The organism is Stieleria sedimenti (assembly GCF_025060895.1).
In the GTDB taxonomy this organism is placed as follows: domain Bacteria; phylum Planctomycetota; class Planctomycetia; order Pirellulales; family Pirellulaceae; genus Stieleria; species Stieleria sedimenti.
The window spans coordinates 23,739-41,896 of record NZ_JANZKV010000001.1 but is presented as its reverse complement, the minus strand read 5'-3'; the positions used below and the strand labels follow the sequence as shown (position 1 = coordinate 41,896).

13 protein-coding genes are annotated in these 18,158 nt (G+C 59.8%); 9 read left to right on the top strand and 4 right to left on the bottom strand.

The features are described from left to right. Nucleotides 1-29: 29 nt before the first annotated feature. Together NZK35_RS00160 and NZK35_RS00155 are read right to left on the bottom strand one after the other, a co-directional pair. Complete coding sequence (locus tag NZK35_RS00160) at nt 30-569, bottom strand: Uma2 family endonuclease (protein WP_259630578.1); 540 nt, start codon at nt 567-569, stop codon at nt 30-32. A gap of 120 nt (nt 570-689) precedes the next feature. After that, nucleotides 690-1,004 (bottom strand): winged helix-turn-helix transcriptional regulator, encoded by a 315-nt coding sequence (locus NZK35_RS00155; protein WP_259630577.1) that lies wholly within the window; start codon nt 1,002-1,004, stop codon nt 690-692. Between the two features lie 151 nt (nt 1,005-1,155). On the opposite strand from NZK35_RS00155, the gene NZK35_RS00150 reads away from it, so the two are divergent. The 9 genes from NZK35_RS00150 to NZK35_RS00110 all read left to right on the top strand — a co-directional run bounded on the left by NZK35_RS00150 (nt 1,156) and on the right by NZK35_RS00110 (nt 15,782). Then, nucleotides 1,156-1,815, top strand: a complete 660-nt coding sequence (locus NZK35_RS00150; protein ID WP_259630576.1) for an FMN-dependent NADH-azoreductase — start codon at nt 1,156-1,158, stop codon at nt 1,813-1,815. 261 nt (nt 1,816-2,076) lie between these two features. Beyond that, nucleotides 2,077-3,456: a 3-keto-disaccharide hydrolase gene (locus NZK35_RS00145; protein WP_259630575.1), complete on the top strand. Its 1,380-nt coding sequence runs from the start codon at nt 2,077-2,079 to the stop codon at nt 3,454-3,456. Nucleotides 3,457-3,838: 382 nt separating this feature from the next. After that, nucleotides 3,839-7,621, top strand: a complete 3,783-nt coding sequence (locus NZK35_RS00140; protein ID WP_259630574.1) for a translocation/assembly module TamB domain-containing protein — start codon at nt 3,839-3,841, stop codon at nt 7,619-7,621. Between the two features lie 79 nt (nt 7,622-7,700). Further along, a complete protein-coding gene (locus tag NZK35_RS00135; RefSeq protein ID WP_259630573.1) occupies nt 7,701-9,305 on the top strand; it encodes a protein adenylyltransferase SelO in 1,605 nt (534 codons plus the stop codon). 374 nt (nt 9,306-9,679) lie between these two features. After that, the gene (locus NZK35_RS00130) at nt 9,680-11,590 is read left to right on the top strand and encodes a peptide ABC transporter substrate-binding protein (RefSeq protein WP_259630572.1); all 1,911 of its coding nucleotides are present in this window, start codon (nt 9,680-9,682) and stop codon (nt 11,588-11,590) included. 9 nt (nt 11,591-11,599) lie between these two features. Beyond that, complete coding sequence (locus NZK35_RS00125; protein ID WP_259630571.1) at nt 11,600-12,529, top strand: ABC transporter permease; 930 nt, start codon at nt 11,600-11,602, stop codon at nt 12,527-12,529. Continuing rightward, the gene (locus NZK35_RS00120) at nt 12,526-13,752 is read left to right on the top strand and encodes an ABC transporter permease (protein ID WP_259630570.1); all 1,227 of its coding nucleotides are present in this window, start codon (nt 12,526-12,528) and stop codon (nt 13,750-13,752) included. The genes NZK35_RS00125 and NZK35_RS00120 overlap by 4 nt, the downstream gene beginning before the upstream one ends. Before the next feature lie 4 nt (nt 13,753-13,756). After that, nucleotides 13,757-14,746 (top strand): ABC transporter ATP-binding protein, encoded by a 990-nt coding sequence (locus NZK35_RS00115; RefSeq protein ID WP_259630569.1) that lies wholly within the window; start codon nt 13,757-13,759, stop codon nt 14,744-14,746. Next, nucleotides 14,739-15,782, top strand: a complete 1,044-nt coding sequence (locus NZK35_RS00110) for an ABC transporter ATP-binding protein (RefSeq protein ID WP_259630568.1) — start codon at nt 14,739-14,741, stop codon at nt 15,780-15,782. Before NZK35_RS00115 ends, NZK35_RS00110 begins: the two co-directional genes overlap by 8 nt. A 68-nt stretch (nt 15,783-15,850) precedes the next feature. Here the strand turns inward: NZK35_RS00110 and NZK35_RS00105 are convergent, their stop codons facing one another. After that, nucleotides 15,851-17,488 carry a serine/threonine-protein kinase gene (locus NZK35_RS00105; RefSeq protein ID WP_259630567.1) on the bottom strand — a complete coding sequence of 546 codons (1,638 nt, stop codon included), beginning with the start codon at nt 17,486-17,488 and terminating at the stop codon, nt 15,851-15,853. Next, nucleotides 17,485-18,150, bottom strand: coding sequence for a sigma-70 family RNA polymerase sigma factor (locus tag NZK35_RS00100; RefSeq protein ID WP_259630566.1), 666 nt, complete (start codon nt 18,148-18,150; stop codon nt 17,485-17,487). Before NZK35_RS00100 ends, NZK35_RS00105 begins: the two co-directional genes overlap by 4 nt. Nucleotides 18,151-18,158: the final 8 nt, after the last annotated feature.

Here is an 18,158-nt window from a genome sequence, read left to right as displayed (position 1 = left end):
ATTGGCCTAAAGGCTAAACACCAACGTCGTCAGCGCGACAGCCAGCCTAGGTCCACGACCAGGCAGCAGTTGTCGCAGATCGAGAGTTGGACGTGTTCTGAGACGGGAACAGATTCGTATTCGCCAAGGTCGCTGAGCCGAAGCAGTTGAACGGAGATGTCGCGGGGATCGGCGATCAGATACCAGGGAACTCGGTTCTCTTGATACAGCGTTCGCTTCTGTTTCGTGTCACGGTCTCGCGTGGAATCGGACAGCACTTCGACGATCATCGCCGGGGTCGATTCGATATGCCCCTCGGGAGGCCCGCCGCAAAGGACGCTTGCATCAGGGCGAACAATCGTGTCGTCCGAGATGATCCAGTCGATCTCGGCGAGCACGCAGGCATCGCACTGGGCTTGATCGATTGCAATCGTCAGCGCGGTACAGAGTTTGACGAGCAGTCCACCGTGCCGGCCGAACGGGCTGGGCGTCATCGCGACGGCCGTCCCGTGCCACAATTCCCAGTCGCCTTCCCACTGTCGGTAATCCGCGACGGTGTAGTGCGGGATATATCGGGCAGCTTCACTCATCCATCACATCTCGAGGGACGACCTGGCGGCTAGGGAACAAACTTTACACGCATCAGTTTAACATGAACTGGGAATCGACACAGCGTTGGTCTTGTTTGATTCCCATGGTGAGTCGTGGGATTAACGGGTGTCGCGGAGGCGAGCTTGCTTTTGAAGTGCGTCGACTTCATCGATGATCTCCAGCAATCGCCGGCCGAACGAAGTCAAATCGTATTCGACCCTCGGTGGGATTTCGGGATAGCTCGTTTTTTCGACCACGCCAAATTCGACGAGACGCTTCAGCCGCTCCGCGAGTACTTTCGCCGTCATCCCTTCGACGGCCCGTTGCAACTGCCCCGGTCGCTTCACGCCGACTTCGATGTGTCTCAGCAGTGCCACCATGTATCGGCACCCCAAACATTTCTCAAAGACCTCGGTCACCTCTGGATCGCTCATCGTTTTTGAATCCCTCCCTAAAAGAAAGTACCCCACAAATTTGTGCCCAGTTGCCCTCGCCGAGTACCCGGACATGATACCGGTACGGTCGAAAAACTACCTTCGCCGACACGCCTTCGGCAACCGCCCAAATTCAGATTGGAGAATTGAGATGAATCACCTGTTGCACATCGATTCGAGCCCGCGGTTTGATCGCTCTCACACGCGTCGTCTAACCGCCGAATTCGCGGAACGTTGGAAACGCACCCATCCGGACGGTACGGTGACGTATCGGGACATCGGTCGAGACCCGTTGCCACATGTGACGCAGGATTGGATTGCCGCCGCATTTACGCCTGCAAATCAACGCAGCGTGGAAATGCAAACGGCCTTGCGGTTGAGCGACGAACTCGTCGACGAACTCTTCAGCGCCGACCTGATTGTCGCCGGGATCCCATTTTACAATTTTGGCATGCCGAGCGGCTTCAAGGCCTATGTCGACCAAATCGTTCGTGTCGGTCGGACGTTCGATTTTCATCCCGATGATCCAGATTCAGCCTACACACCACTGGTTCGCGGGAAACGTCTCATCGCCGTGATCTCACGAGGCGACGGCGGCTACGGGCCCGGCGGTCGCAATGAACCCCTGAACCACCTTGATCCCCACTTGCGAACGGTGTTCTCTTTCATCGGCGTGGAGCAGGTCGAAATCGTCGCTGCCGAGAATGATGAACACGGGGGTACCGCTTTGGCCGATTCCTTGGACTCGGCTCGCGGCAGGCTGCTGAGACTCGCCGGAGACAGTTCGGTCTGCCGTTCCGATCACGGCTGACCCTGTGCCCTGGCAATGCTGCCCTGGCAATGCAGTCGGTAGCGGGGGGCGCCGTGAGGGAGTGTCTGTGCGAGAACGCTCGTGCTGGTACTCGATTTCCCCCGGGGGCAATTTTCTGCCGCGAAGTGGTACCGCGGCGCCGCGCGAATTAGACTCTCTGCTGCGAGGTGGCCGTTCGATTTCGAATCTGATTCGGATCGCTCGTGCGACTCGCTGCAGATCTCCCCGCCTCGGTTCCCCGCTTTTGGCCTATTGCCTCCCATGTCACTGCACCAGAACAAGTTCGGATTCCATTCCGCTGCGGCATTGCTCGTCGCGGCGATGTTGCTGATCCCCGCCGCCGGTTTTGCCCAGAAACCGACGATCATCCCCGGTAAAGGGCCGGCCTACACGGTGCCGCCGGAAAAGGAACCGAATTATCCGTTGATGGGTGAGTTCGTCGGGCAGATCGGTGCCAAAGGCGAAAAGAAAAAGAAACAAAGCGTGGCGTTGCAAATCCGCCCGGTCGCGGGAGACCAATTCCATGCGATCGCGTTTTACGGAGGGCTGCCGGGTGAGCCCAACCACCAAAGTGAAGAGATGCGGCTGATCGGGCTCCGGGGCAACGACAGTCTGGTGCTTTCCGGTGGACCCTGGGCAATCTTCGTCGACCCCAAGGGCTGCAACCTGGTCAGTTCCAGCGGCAAGTTGCTCGGACGACTCAAACGCGTTCACCGTGTCAGCCCCACGCTCGGTGCCAAAGCTCCCAAAGGTGCGACCGTCTTGTTCGACGGCACCAGCGTCGACCACTTCGTCAAAGCCGAGATGACCGATGACGGATTGCTCAAGCAAGGCGCGCTGATCTCGCCGATGTTCCAAGATTTTGACCTGCACGTCGAATTTCGCTTGCCCTACATGCCGCAAGCCGAAGGCCAACAGCGCGGCAATAGCGGCCTGTACCTGCAGAGCCGCTACGAGTGTCAGGTGCTCGATTCGTTCGGAACCGAAAAGATGTTCAACGGCCTCGGGGCTCTGTACCGCATGAAAGCACCCGACGTGAACATGGCACTGCCGCCGCTGGTCTGGCAAACCTATGACGTCCATTTCACCGCGCCCCGCTGGGCCGCCGACGGCAGCAAGATCCGCAACGCACGCGTGACCAGTTGGATCAACGGCGTCAAGGTGCAAGACGACGTCGAACTGGCCAACAAGACCGGTGCCGGCAAACCCGAAGAACCGACGTTGTCACCGATCAACATTCAAGATCACGGCGACCCCGTCCGTTTCCGGAACATTTGGATCGTCGACCGCGGTCTCACCACGGTGGACTTCCCCGTGATCGCCTCCAAAAAGGAGCGTCAAGAAGCGGCCAAGCTGGAGTGGAACGAAAAGCCGAAGCCCGAGGAACCCGCCGCTGAGAAGGCTGAGAAGGAAGACGCCGCCAAATCCGAACCGAAACCAGAGGAAAAGGTTGACGCGAAGCCTTCGGCAAAACCCGCAGCGAAGCCGGAGGTGAAGGAGGCAGCGAAGCCGGAGGCGAAGGAGGCAGCGAAGCCGGAGGCGAAGGAGACAGCGAAGCCGGAGGCGAAGGAGGCAGCGGAGGCGACGCCTTCCAAGAATGAAAAGCCACAGGCCGAGAACCCCAAGCCGGAAAAAAACTAGCGGCAACGGATGCGGCCAGCGGGCTGTCGGTATAAGCCCGCACGCGTTCGCAAGGGCCCACGCGGCGCCCCTCGGTAACGCGTCGCACCTGACATGCTCGCGTTGAAGTCATGGAGATCGACTCAATCGACAGCCCGCCAGGGAAGGGCGTGGTCAAAAGATGGCGTGGTCAAAAGATGGGGTGGTCAAAGGGATGGCGCCGGTTCGGGATTTGATTTTTTGACCACCAACTGTTTTGACCCATTGCTCCGGTTCTCCTGTCGCTGATTCACCCGGCGGTCCAGATTGATCTTGCGCCGCGGGGGCGTTTTGGCGTACTCTCGTCCGCAGCGCTTTTCAGGTGAAGGGATTTCTGTGCGGCAGGCACAAGGATGTGACCGTGGTGAGAGACGACTATTTGCTAGATGATCTCGAGCGTTCTCAGCTCGATGCCACGCGGCGACGACGCTCCAATCGCTCCCGACGCTACTACCGAATGCTGTTGCTAGCGCTCGGATTTCTCGGCCTGCTGGCGCTCGCGGCCCCCAGTTTGGTCAGCCACACCGGGGTCGCCCGGTCCATGCTTGCATCAAGAGCACAGGCCTACGGCTGGACCGCGTCGGCCGAATCGATCGACGTCGGCTGGATCACTCCGCTATCGATCCGTGGGCTCAAGCTGGTCGGTCCATCGGGTGACACGGTCATCCAAATCGACCGCGCCGATACCGCGTTGACGGTGATGGAACTGCTGCGATTGGATCCGGCGGCGGTCGGTGAAGTGTCGCTGCGTGGCGTGGGGCTGGCGTGTAGTGTGGCCGAAGGCGGTTCGTCGATCGAATCGGATTTGGCCCCGTTGCTGGAGCCGAGTGACCAGCCGGAATCATTGGTCTCTGCATCGATCCAGATCCAAGATTTTGGCGCGATCGCCACCGATTCGACGTCGGGTGAGTCTTGGTCGCTGAGCCAATCGAATGTTAGTGTGACAGTTAAGGGAGCGCGGATCACCGGTGAGATCGCCGGGGTGGTCAATGAGCCCGGCGGCAGCGGCGGAGCGATCCAAAGCCAGTTTGTCTGGCAAGCGGAGTCGGCCGAATTGTGGAAGGTGTCGTTCGATACCGAGTCCTTTCCGCTGTCCGTCGCCAACCTCGTTGCCCTTCGCTTTGCCGGGGCGATCGACGGATTGCCGCAAAAATTTTCCGGCGACACGACCGGTCGGTTGCAGCTGGTCGGTGCTGCCGACGGGGCGATCCAGGCCAGCTTGGGTGACGTGCGGATTCGCAACCTGCGGACCAGCGTCTCGGCCGCCGGCGGGCAAGCGTCCGATGGTCGGCCCCAGGCGGTCCAAACGCAATCGGTTCAAGTTCGGCAATGGAACAATGAGCTCGCGACCCTGGATGGAGACGTCGCGCTCGCCGGCGGCTGGCTGTCCGGTCGCGGGCTGGAGCTGACAACCGATTTCGCCTCGGCCACACTCGACGGATCGTTTCCGACCACGATCTCACTGGTCGGTTCGGAAGACAATCCGCTCAGTTGGCTGCAGGCGTTGGACGGCAAGGCACGCGTGGATGTGGATTTGGCGTCACTCGATCGAGCGTTACCGGGGCTGATCCCATTGCGCGACAACGTCACGTTGGTGTCGGGGCGGGCGCACGGCATCATCGAAAATCGACCCGCCGGTTCGTCGGCGCCGGGACCATCGGCGACTCAACGCAGCCATTTGACGCTTTCGAGTGAATCCTTGCGGGCCCGCGCCGATGGGCGGATCGTCATGATCGACCCGATCGAATTAACGGCCACGGTGACCGATGATGAAGGCGTGCTGCGTGCCGAGCGATTCGACGTGAAGAGTTCCTTTGCCGAAGCATCCGGTTCCGGAACGCTTCAAGACGGAACCGCAGAACTGCAGATCGATTTCGGTCGTCTATACACCATGTTGCGACCGGTGATCGATCTCTCGGACCTCTCGTTGGGCGGGACCGCCGGAGGCCAGGTGCGATGGACGGTCAATCGATCCGAAGGTGGGCGAACCGACCAGTGGGATCTGTTGGGCAACGGCGAGGCGAAAAACTTGCTGGTCACCTTGCCCAGCGGGCATCGTTTCAAACGCGCCATCGTGCAGGGCGACGTCGCGGCCAAGGGCCAATGGGACGGACGAACGCTCCAGCAACTGATGTCCGCTGATGTTGGGATTCGCAGCGGCGGTGTTTCCTTGCGTGCCGAACTGATGGAGCCCGTGTCACGACCGACACCGGATTCCATCTATCCGGTTCGGTTGGAGTGCGATGGGCGGCTGGAGAACCTCAGCGAATCGTTGCGACCTTGGCTGCCCGAGTCGCTCCGCAGTGCCGAAGGCCGGTTGACCGGATCGGCGATCGCCAACGTCAGTCGATCGGGCGGTTCGCTTTCCAAAGCCGAATTTGTCGTCAGCCAGCCACGCATCAACTACGACAACCAATGGTACGTCCAACAAAGTGTGACGGTCAATTTCGACGGCGTGCTCGATTGGCCCGGTGGGAACTTCTCGTCGCAAGAGTTGACGGTCCGTGGCGAAGCACTGTCGCTGGCGATCCGTGGTGGTGCGAGTCGTGAGAAAACGAATTTGGACATCGCTTGGAACGCCGATTTAAAGCGGTTGCAAGAGAGCGTCGGTTCGACGATTGCACGCGCGGCGTCGACCAACGTCATTCGACCGATCAGCTACCGACCGGTGCAAGAGCATGCCTACCAGATCAGCGGACTGTCCAGCGGCAAGCTGAACATCACCAGCGGCCCGGTGAAGTGGAATATCGACGCATCGGCCTCGGCAACCAACGTCGCCCTTCACGCTCCGTCGGATCAACGCAATTATCCGCCGGGGACTCCCGCGGGAGCGTATGGTCCAAGCCCACGTCCGACGTTCGGGCAAGGTTTCGGAAATGTCCAACAGACTTCGCCGGGTGAGCTGATTTGGCAGGAACCACGCGTGAAGGTCGAAGGGCGGATGCAATACAACGCCGACAGCGGCATCGTCAGCCTGCCCGAACTGCAACTGGCCAGCGACGGGTTTGCCGGCACGATGGTCGGCGAGGTGCAAACCGCGGGCGAATCGATGGCGGTGCGGTTGTCCGGCCCTTCGCGATGGAAGATGGATGTCGTCGCCGCGCGGCTCTCCAATCTGATGGGGATGCCGATCCAAGCGAGCGGAATCCACGAAGCCCCCTTCGAATTCAAGTGGACCTCGGCAACCGGTCAATCGTCGACCGGCAACCATGCGACGCTGGTCGTCAAGGGAGAACTCGGATGGGACCAGTGCGAGGTCGCCGAGATTCGCATCGGGCAAACTAAGTTGCCGTTCCAGATGACCGACCAATCCCTCAAGATTGCTCGCACTTCGTTCCCCATCCTTTCGCTCGGTCCGACCTCGGATGCGACTCCGGCCGAGGTTGGTCAAGTCGATCTGGCGGCACAGGTCGATTACATGGCCAGTCCGATGATGGTGCGATTGTCACCGGGGGCCAAAGTCAAATCGTTAAAGATCACACCGTCGACCGCAGCCGGCTGGCTCAAATATCTCGCTCCGCTGGCGGCCAATGCGACCACCATTGATGGCAACATCGCGGCCGAGTTCGACGAAGTGGCGTTCAACGTCGACGATCCCTACGCCAGCGTGGTTCGCGGCAGACTCGATGTGCAAAACATGCGACTGTCATCCGGTCCGCTGGCAAACCAATTGATCCAAGGCGTCGAGCAAATCAAATCACTTGCGCGGATGGCCGGCGGGCAAGTCGAACCGGCGAGTGCCAAGACGCTGATCGAGATGCCGCCCCAAAGCGTCGAGTTCAGTTTCGAAAATGGAGTCGCCACTCACCAGCGGATGTATTTCAAAATCGATCGCGCGAATCTGATGACCAGCGGACGGGTCGCCACCGATTCCAGCATCAACCTGGTTGCCCAAGTCCCGCTGGACGCCCGTTGGCTCGGCAGCGATCTCAGGGGCCTGGCCGGTCAAACGCTGACCTTCCCCATCACCGGAACGCTCGATCGCCCCAAGTTGGATGATTCCGCCGTTCGCAACGTGATGACCGAACTGGGCACCAAGGCCGGCGCCGAAGTGATTCAAAACCGACTCGATAGCTTGATCCAGAAACAACTCGGTTCGGGAATGGAGCAAATCAATTCGGGGCTCGAAAAAATCCTCGGGTTCTGACCTGTCTGTCCTGCTCCATTTTTCTGCCATCCCCCACCCCACACCTCCCGAAACCTGTTCGTGCCTCTAAACTACAGGCATGTCACAACAAGAATGGATCGATGCCTGGGAAACGTTAACGTTCGACAACCGCTTCACGCGGCACTTGCCTGCCGATCCGGACGAGTCCAATCAGATCCGTCAGGTGCACGGGGCGTGTTATTCCCGTGTCGTTCCGAAAGCCGTCGCGGCACCGCGATTGATTGCGCACTCACGTGAAATCGCCGAGCAGTTGGGGATCACACCCGAGCTTTTGCAGTCACAGCAATTCGCCGATGTCATGGGTGGCAATGCCCTTCATCCGGCGATGGATCCGTTTGCGATGTGTTACGGCGGGCACCAATTCGGAAATTGGGCCGGTCAACTCGGCGACGGACGTGCGATCAATCTTGGCGAAGTCGTCGACGTCCACGGGCGTCATCAAACGTTGCAACTGAAAGGTGCCGGGCCGACCCCCTACTCCCGATTCGCCGACGGACTGGCGGTGTTGCGCAGCAGCGTCCGGGAGTTTCTGTGTAGTGAAGCGATGCACCATTTGGGCGTGCCGACGACACGGGCGCTCAGTCTGGTGCTGACCGGCGACGCGGTGACCCGCGACATGTTCTACGACGGCAATCCCAAGCAGGAACCCGGGGCGATTGTTTGTCGCGTCGCGCCATCCTTCGTGCGACTGGGGAATTTTCAGATCTTCGCCAGCCGCGATGACGTCGACACGCTGCGCCGTCTGGCCGATTTTACGATCCGGCACGACTTTCCCCATCTGGGCGAGCCGTCACCGGAGGTTTATGCCGAGTTCTTTGCCGAGGTCTGTCAGCGGACGGCCGAGTTGATGGTGCACTGGATGCGCGTCGGTTTCGTCCACGGCGTGATGAACACCGACAACCTGTCCATTCTGGGGCTGACGATCGACTACGGCCCCTACGGGTGGCTGGAAGATTACGACCCGGGATGGACGCCGAACACCACCGATGCCCAGGGGCGACGTTATCGCTATGGGCATCAACCCCAGGTCGCCCAATGGAACTTGGCACAGTTTGCCGGATCGTTGTTGCCGCTGGTCGATCACGACGTCGACGTGCTGCAAAAAGGATTGCATCTGTATGTCGAAACGTTTGACGACGGATGGAATTCGATGATGTCCGCCAAGCTCGGTCTGGACAAGTTTCATGGCGAAGAAGATCAGCGTCTGTTTTCGCAGCTGTTTGACGTTCTGCAACTGGCCGAGACCGACATGACGTTGTTCTACCGACGGCTCGCCGACGTGCCGAGCGACGTTGATGCCGAATCGGTGTGCGACTTGTTACACGAAGCGTATTACAAGCCCGACGAAATCAACGACGAAGTCCGCACGGCGACGGCGGATTGGTTCAGCCGTTACCAAACCCGACTCAGCAGCGCCGGCGTCTCGGATGAAAAGCGGCGCGAGCGAATGAATCGCGTCAACCCGCTGTATGTACTCCGCAACTACTTGGCTCAATTGGCGATCGATCGCAGCGAGCAGGGAGACCATTCCGGGATCGCAGATCTGCTGGAGGTGCTTCGCCACCCCTACGATGAACAATTCGGTCGAGAAGCCTATGCCGAAAAACGTCCCGAATGGGCGCGTCACCGGGCGGGATGCTCGATGTTGTCGTGCAGCTCGTGATGGCTTCAATCCAAAGTGGCGTAAGCTTCCAGCTTGCGATCCCCGTACGCCCCCGGCGTACCCGTGGCTAAGCTTCCAGCTTGCGATTTGCAACGCGTCTAGCGTGCCGGTGGTAAACCACTGGAGATGGCAAACAAGATGCTTACCCCACAGTGGTGCGCATTGCGTCGCTAGGGCTCGTCGTGCCCGGCGAGCTTGTCCGCCATCAGTTTCGCCCTCGCACCAAGCTTGCCAAACCCGCTAAACTGCCGAGGTCCACTTCACTCGCCAGTCCTTCATCCACAAGAGACACGCTCGTGCCCCCGGAAGTTCGCCGCGGATTCGTGATCTTTGCGGGCCTGTTCACTGTTGTCGCAGTGATCTGGGCTGCGCGAATGAACCCCATTCCGCCGGCCGATTTTTCGCTTCAAAACGGCACCGACCCGAGTACGTTGGACCCCCACCGGGCGACCGGCCAGCCGGAGAGCCGGATCATCTTCGAACTGTTTGAAGGTTTGTTGCGAATGCTGCCCGAGGGCGATCCCGATCCGGAAACGGGATTGCAGCCGCTGGCTCCCCAGCCGGCGATGGCGGAGCGTTATGAGGTTTCCGAAGACGGCAAGACCTACACGTTCACGCTTCGCGAAGGCATCCGTTGGACCGACGGAAGCCCGGTGACCGCCCACGATTTCGCCTGGTCGTGGCAGCGGATGTTGCACCCTGCGACGGCTTGCGAATACGCGTATCTGATCAGCGAAGTCCGCTTGGCGACGGAGTACAACAGCTCGGTCGTCAACATCGGCGATCGCGTCGAAGTCGAACTTTGGGATCGTCCCGGTGAGACGCCCCTGAGCGAAGCTAACGTCCAGCATTTTCCGCGCGGCACGATGAAGTACGGAACGCTGCGGGCGATCGTCAAACCCGACGCCCCGGAGTTGAGTGCCGACGCGACGGAAGAAGAACGCGAGCAGGCTCAGCTCGATTGGGAAGACCGATGGATCTATGAAATCGACGTGGCCGATCCGGGCGCAATTGCCGAAAGTGAAGCCGAGACGACGTTGCAGCGTTTCGCCGTTTCGGCCGAGGCGGCCGCCGCCGACGCGTCCGTCGAGCGGATGCACGGGGTGCTGGTCGACTTCAAACATTTTGGCGGCGCTCAAGCCATTGACGATCGAACGTTCGTCGTTCATCTGAACAATTCGGTGCCGTACTTTCTGAACCTGGCCGCGTACTACCCGCTGTTTCCCGTCAACCAGGAGTGCGTGGAAACCCATGGCAGCCCGCTGTGGACCAAGGCGGAAAACATCGTTTCCAACGGCCCTTTCCGATTGAAATTCCGCCGCCTGCGCGATCGTGTTCGGGTGGAGAAAAACCCGTACTATTGGCGTGCCGACAGCGTTTCCTTTGAAACGATCGACTTCGTGTCGTTGGAGAGTCAAAACACGGCGATGAACATGTACGAGACGGGGCAACTGCAATGGGTCTATGATCTGCCCGCCTCGGTGTTGGAAGAGCTGAGGGACCGCGATGATTTCCACAGTGCTCCCAAGCTGTCGATCTATTTCTACAAACTCAACAACGACGTCCCGCCGCTGGATGACGTCCGCGTCCGGCAAGCGATCAGCATGGCGATCGATCGGCGTCAAATTGTCGAGCAGGTGACCAAGGCGGGGGAGCAGCCGGCTTACACCGTCGTGCCTCCGGGGATCGCCGGCTATCAGGGCCCCGAAGGTCTCAAAGAAAACGTCGAGCAGGCCCAGGCGTTGCTTGCCGAAGCCGGTTTCCCCGGCGGGCGTGGTTTCCCCAAGATGTCGCTGATGTACAACACCAGCGAACGTCATCGGCCGATCGCCGAAGTGATTCAACAACAACTGCAGAACAACTTAAACATCAAGTTGGAACTGAAGAACATGGAATGGGGCAGTTTCATCGAGACGATCCAACAGGAAAAGTACGAAATCGCTCGCTACGGTTGGGTCGGTGACTATCCCGACCCCAACACCTTCTTGGACCTCTGGGTCACCGGCAATCCGCAGAGCAACACGAATTGGAGCAACCCGGAATACGATCGTTTGATCAGCGCCGCCAGCAGCGAGTTGAATCCCAAACGCCGGATGGAGTTGTTGCGACAAGCCGAAGCGATTTTGGCGACCGAGTTGCCGATCATCCCGATCTTCTTTTACACGTCTGCCGAGATGGCCAAAACGAACATCGAAGGGTTCGCGCCGTCTGCCCAGGATTTGCACCCGCTGTCGATTCTGCGCTACCGATCCGACGACCCTTCAACGGCGCCCTCGAAGGACTGACTTCCCAGCATGCGAAATCTGATTGGCTATCTGCTCAAAAGAGCGGCATGGATGATACTGACGCTGTGGGCGGTCTACACGGTTTCATTCATTTTGATGCGCAGCGTGCCGGGCAATCCGTTCAGCGGCGAGCGGAGCATTCCACCGGCAATCGAACGCCAGTTGAAAGCGCGCTACAACTTGGATGCACCGCCGCTACAGCAGTATTGGGATTACCTGGTCGGGATCGTCACACGATTCGATTTGGGATGGTGCATGGGGCTGGAAGATTACAGCGTCAATCAGGTGTTGGCCGAAGGGTTTCCGGTGTCGGCGACTCTGGCGATTTTTGCACTCGTGTTTGCGATCGTTCTGGGCGTCACCGCCGGCGTCATCTCGGCGGTCTATCGCCGCACCAAAGCGGACGTGGCGTTGATGTTTGCCGCGGTCTTGGGGATCGCGATTCCGAATTTTGTGTTGGCCAGTCTGGCGATCCTGTTGTTCGTGTTCATGATCCAATTGTTTCCCGCCGGAGGCTGGGGGACGTTGCAGCAGATCGCCTTGCCGGCGTTCTGTTTGGGCCTGCCGGTGGCGGCCTACATCGCCCGGCTCAGTCGCACGGGGATGCTGGAGATGCTGACGAAGGATCATGTGCGAACGGCGATCGCCAAAGGTTTGCCGCACCGCACGGTGATCTTGCGCCACGTTTTGCCCGGCGCCTTGTTGCCCGTCGTGTCGTATCTCGGCCCGGCCGTCGCTCGGGTGCTGACGGGGTCGCTGGTGCTGGAAAAGATCTTTGCCTTGCCGGGGATGGGAAGCCACTTTATCAACGCCGCCACGCAGCGTGATTACACGCTCGCGATGGGCATGGTGCTGACTTACACCGTGATTCTGTTTGTGATGAACACCCTGGTCGACCTCGCCTACGCCATCATCGATCCGAGGGTCAAATTACAGTGAAATCCGAAGCGGATCGCGAAACCTTGGAACGCATTCTCGCCGAAGCACGCGAGATCCGTGGCGTGTCGCTTTGGCAGGACGCGTGGAAACGATTGCGTCGCAACCGGACCGCGATGATTTCGCTGTGGTGCCTGCTGACGCTCTCGGTGCTGGCGCTTCTAACGCCGCTGATACCGCTGCAAAGTCCGATCGACAAGGATTTGGACAACCGTAAATTTCTGCCGCCGGGTTTCCATTCGGTCGTGATGGGCAGTCGTCCCGGATTGAAGTTCGCCGGTGGAACACTGACCGGCGAACTGGCGGAGTTCAATCGATCGCTCGAACAGCTGCGTGCCGAAGTTGCTGCGGCGGGGCCCAAAAAACGCCCGCTGATCGAAGCGACGATCGCCGATCGCATCGACGTGGAGCATCCCTTCAATCAGATGTGGAACGAACTCGGTCCGGTGGCTTGGTGGATGACTGAAATCCGCGTCGCCGTTTTTGGCGACTATGCGATCCCCAGCCTGTTCGGCACCGACAAGCTCGGTCGCGACCTGCTGGCACGGGTTTTCTGGGGCGCGCGCGTTTCGTTGATCGTGGGCATCGTGGCGACGCTGGTCAGTCTGATCATCGGGGTCAGCTATGGCGCGATCGCGGGCTATTTCGGCGGAAACATCGACGCGGCGATGATGCGGTTGGTCGACATGCTGTACTCGATTCCGTTCATCTTTGTCGTGATCTTCCTGGTCACGTTTCTCGGTGAAGACTCGGTCAAGAAGAAACTGGATTCGGTCGGTATCGATCAGATCACGATTTTCTACATCGTGATCGGTGCGATTTACTGGTTGACCATGTCGCGAGTCGTCCGCGGCCAAGTCATGTCACTGCGTCACGAGCAGTTTATTGAAGCGGCGCGGACCGTCGGCGCTTCGTCATGGAGGATCGTGTTTCGACACCTGGTGCCGAACGTGCTGGGCGTCGTGATCGTTTACCTGACACTGACGATCCCCAGCGTGATGCTGTTCGAAGCGTTTTTGTCTTTTCTGGGGCTGGGCGTTTCGCCGCCCGACGTCTCCTGGGGACTGTTGCTCAACGACGGCGTGGAAGCACTGTCGATCATCAAGGTGTTTTGGTGGGTCGTGGTCTTCCCCGGCGGTGCCTTGGCGGCAACCCTCTTTGCACTCAACTTTCTCGGCGACGGCATTCGTGATGCGCTCGACCCGAGGATGAAGAACCGAGATTGACAACATGGTTGAATCAGAGCCGCTGCTGAAAGTCGAAGACTTGCAAGTCAGTTTCAAGACGGATGAATCCCAGGTCCGCGCCGTGCGCGGGGTGTCGTTCGAGGTCTATCCCGGTGAAACCGTCGGACTGGTCGGCGAAAGCGGTAGCGGGAAGAGCGTGACGAATCTGGCGTTGATGGGGTTGGTACCCAAGCCGCCGGGCCGTATTGATGGTGGCCACGTCCACTATCAGGGGCAAGACCTGCTGAAATTGAACGATCGACAAATGCAGTCAATCCGCGGTCGCCGCATCGCGATGATCTTTCAAGATCCCATGACGGCGCTCAATCCCCTGATGACCGTCGGGCAACAATTGACCGAGATGACGCGTTTGCACCTCGGCCTCGGTCGTAAAGAAGCCCATCGTCAAGCGGCCGAGATGTTGGAGTTGGTCGGGATCAGCGGCGCCGAGAAGCGACTTCGCGATTATCCCCACCAATTCAGCGGCGGGATGCGGCAACGCGTGATGATCGCGATGGCTTTGTCCTGCGAACCCGATTTGTTGATCGCCGACGAACCGACGACCGCGCTGGATGTGACGATCCAGGCACAGATCTTGGATCTGCTCCGCGACCTGCAACAGCGTCGCGGTACCAGCATCATCATGATCACCCATGACCTGGGCGTCGTGGCGGAGATCTGTCAACGCGTGCTGGTGATGTATGCCGGACGCGTCGTCGAAAAGGCGGATGCCCCGACCTTGTTCGCCGACCCGAAACATCCTTACACGCAAGGCTTACTTCGCTCGCTGCCACGGTTTGATCAATCCTCCGACACGTTGGAAGCGATTCCGGGGCAACCGCCCGATTTGGGCAACCTGCCCGGCGGCTGTTCGTTTCGGCCACGCTGTCCCCTGGCCATCGATGCGTGCCAAACGCGGGATCCTGAATTGATCAATCTGAACGGCCAACGTGAAGTCGCCTGCCTGGTTGCACAGGAGACGGCCGATGTCTGAAACAAGCTCCGCACTGACCCGACCGGCGACCGCATTGCCCGGGACATCGCCGACCGCACCATTGCTGTCCGTCCAGGACCTTCGCGTTCACTTTCCCTTCAGCCGCGGCTCGTTCCTCAGTCCTCAGCGAGGCGTGATCCGTGCCGTCGATGGTCTGTCGTTTGACATCAACAAGGGAGAGACGCTGGCACTGGTGGGCGAGTCGGGATGCGGCAAGTCAACCACCGCGCGGGCGATCATCAATCTGGTGCATCCCACCAGCGGTTCGGTGCGGCTGGAAGGGGTCGACATCACGCGGCTGGGTGATCGTGAAATGATGCCGTTTCGACGCATCGTGCAAATGATTTTTCAGGATCCGTTCGCCTCACTCAACCCACGCATGACCGTCGGCAGCATCATCGGTGAACCGTTGGCCGTGCACGGATTGGCATCGGGCAAAGACCGCAAGCTGGAAGTCTTGCGGCTGATGGATTTGGTGGGTTTGAACCCGAGGTTTTTGAATCGTTATCCGCACGAATTTAGCGGCGGCCAGCGACAACGGATCGGCATCGCCAGAGCCTTGGCCGTCCAGCCGAAATTGATTTTGTGCGACGAACCGGTCAGTGCGCTGGATGTGTCGATCCAGGCCCAAATCATCAATCTGCTGATGGATCTGCAGCAGCGACTGGGACTGTCGTACTTGTTCATCGCGCACGACCTGAGCGTGGTTCGGCATATCGCCACGCGAGTCGGTGTGATGTACTTGGGGCGGCTGGTCGAATTGGGCGAGGCCGAATCGGTGTACTCACATCCGACGCACCCGTACACCGAAGCGTTGTTGTCGGCGGTGCCGGTTCCCGATCCGTCCAAGGCAGCGTCGCGTCAGCGGATTCGCTTGCAAGGTGAAGTCCCGACGCCGGATCGAGAACACGTGGGGTGTTCCTTCGCCGATCGCTGCCCCCTGGTCGTCGACAAATGCCGATTCGACCGCCCGGTGCACCGGCAGATTGAACAGGCGACCGAAGTCCATACGGTGGCCTGTTGGGAGCGGGGGTAGGGAGAAAGCGGAGCGGGAAGTGGCAGAAAAATGGGGGGCAGGAAAATCTCAAATCTCAAATCTCAAACCTAGATCCTCCGCTGCTTCCGTCTCCAGTATTGATAACCGGGGATGAAGAAGCAGAGCGCCGAGACGATCCCGAAGATCAGATGCGCCCAGCGCGGTGCGATGGCCATCAGCAATGATGCAGCGAACAGTGCGATGGCTTGGAAGTAAAACGCACCGGTCAGCATGCCCGCTTTGACCACAAACACGATCGCGCTGATCACGCCCAGCAGTGGCGAGAGCACCAGCACGTCCAAGCCGAGCAGCCGCTCGATCGGAAACAGCATGCCGATCGCGATCATGCTGCTGCCCCAGACGTGGGCGATCTGGCGTTCGATAAACGTCACCGGCCCCATCCGCTGTCGCAGTTTCCAAAACACCGTCGCCCAGGTGCCCAGTCCGACGGTCCAAACGCCCATGTAGATAAAGCGATTTCTGCAGCCGAGAAACTCGAGTTGCCAGGTCAAATAACAGGCCACCAACAGCACCAGGGAATGCCACATCCAGAGCGTGCCCCAGTTTTCCAGCACGGCGGCGTGGTGCGTTTCGCGAAAAATTCTGGCGATCACTTGTGCAAACCGTCCGCTGCGGGCCGCAACGACTTCGTCGGCCAGAAAGGCATCCAGATCCTTCGCCAGGTCGCCGGCCGTGGCATAGCGGAGATCGATCGGTTTTTGGAGACAGCGAATCACGATCATCTCCAGATCGCGGTCGAGTCCCGGGCGGAGTGCGCGTGGGGGACTGGGGTCCTGTTCGATCACCAGCATCACCATCTCGACGGGCGTTTCCGCGACGAACGGTGGTCGGCCGGTCAAGGTGAAATAGAGCATCGACCCCATGCTGTAGATGTCGGTGGCCGGCCCGAGCAATTCGCGTCTTCCGCCGGCTTGCTCGGGTGACATGTAGGCCGGCGTTCCGACCAGCATGCCGCTGCGGGTCAGATTGACGTTGGTGCCAGATTCTTTGGCCAACCCAAAGTCGGTGATCAACGTTTGGCCTTCCTTGGTGAGCAGAATGTTGCTGGGTTTTAGGTCGCGATGAACGAATCCTTGGTCGTGGGCGAATTGCACGGCACGGGCGACTTCGGCGATGATTCGGGCCGCTTCACGCTGCGGAAGTGGCCCCCGAGCGGTCCGATCGGCGAGCGTTTCGCCCTTGATGTATTGCATGCTGAAGAACGGACGGCCGTCGATGTCACCGACTTCGTAGACGGGGACGATCCCCGGATGGACCAGCCGAGCCGTCGCCGCCGCTTCGGCCAAAAAGCGTTCCAGGTCGACGTCGCTGGCCAACCGGCCTCGCAAAATCATTTTGACCGCGACTTCACGCTCCAGGCTGATCTGACGGGCGCGGAAGACGACGCCCATGCCGCCGCGTCCGACCTCTTCGATCAGTTCGTAATCGCCGATCGTGGTTGGCAGCTTGAGACGTCGCCAGCGGTTGTCGTCCCCGGCAGGTGTCGGCGGCCGTTGGTCGGCTGCGATCCCCGCGGTGTCGGTCACCAACACGGCGCCCCACAGTTTCCGGAGTTCGTCGGCCAGGTCAGGGTTCTCGCGACAGACGCGATCAAAGTCGATCGGTTGGTCACGGCAGATCGCATCGGTCAGTTCGGCCAACAGGTCCGCCAACCGCTGCTCGTCGCGGGCCGACAGATCGCTCACCGGCGAAGCTCATCACTGGTCGATGACGACTGGTCGTCCTCTTGAAGCACCTCACGCAATCGACGCACGGCGCGAAGGTAACGCATGCTTGCCGCGGGCGGATTGAGCCCCAGCACCTCGGCGATTTCCAAGTTGGAAAGATGCTCGTAGTGCCGCATCAGGATGATTTCGCGATCCTGATCATTCATCTTTTCGATCGCCGCTTCGACCTTGGCGGCAATCTCGCGTTGCGTGGCGGCCGCCGCGGGTGTCAAACCGGGATCACACAGTTGGACGGCCAACTCCATCGTCGACTGGTCGGGACCGCCCGGCGAGGTCATCGGTTGCTCGCGGTCCATATTCCGCTTTGCGCTGACCCGATGCCGCCGATAGGTGTCGATGATCCGATCCCAAGCGATTTGGCGTAACCAAAGGTGAAACGCCATCGCCGGGTCGGACAGGTATTTGTCCAGCCGACCGCTGGCTTCGATCATCACGTCTTGAACGACATCGCTGACGTCCACGCGGCGTTGGACTTTCCGGTCCAGACGCAATTCGACCAGTCGCCGGATCGGCGCCCGGTGCTTTTCCAGCAAACGGTTGACCGCGTCGGAATCGCCCGACCGCGCAGCGGCGAGCAGTGTTTCCGTTTGATCGTCACTGGCCCAAATCGACTTTGTCATGAGATACT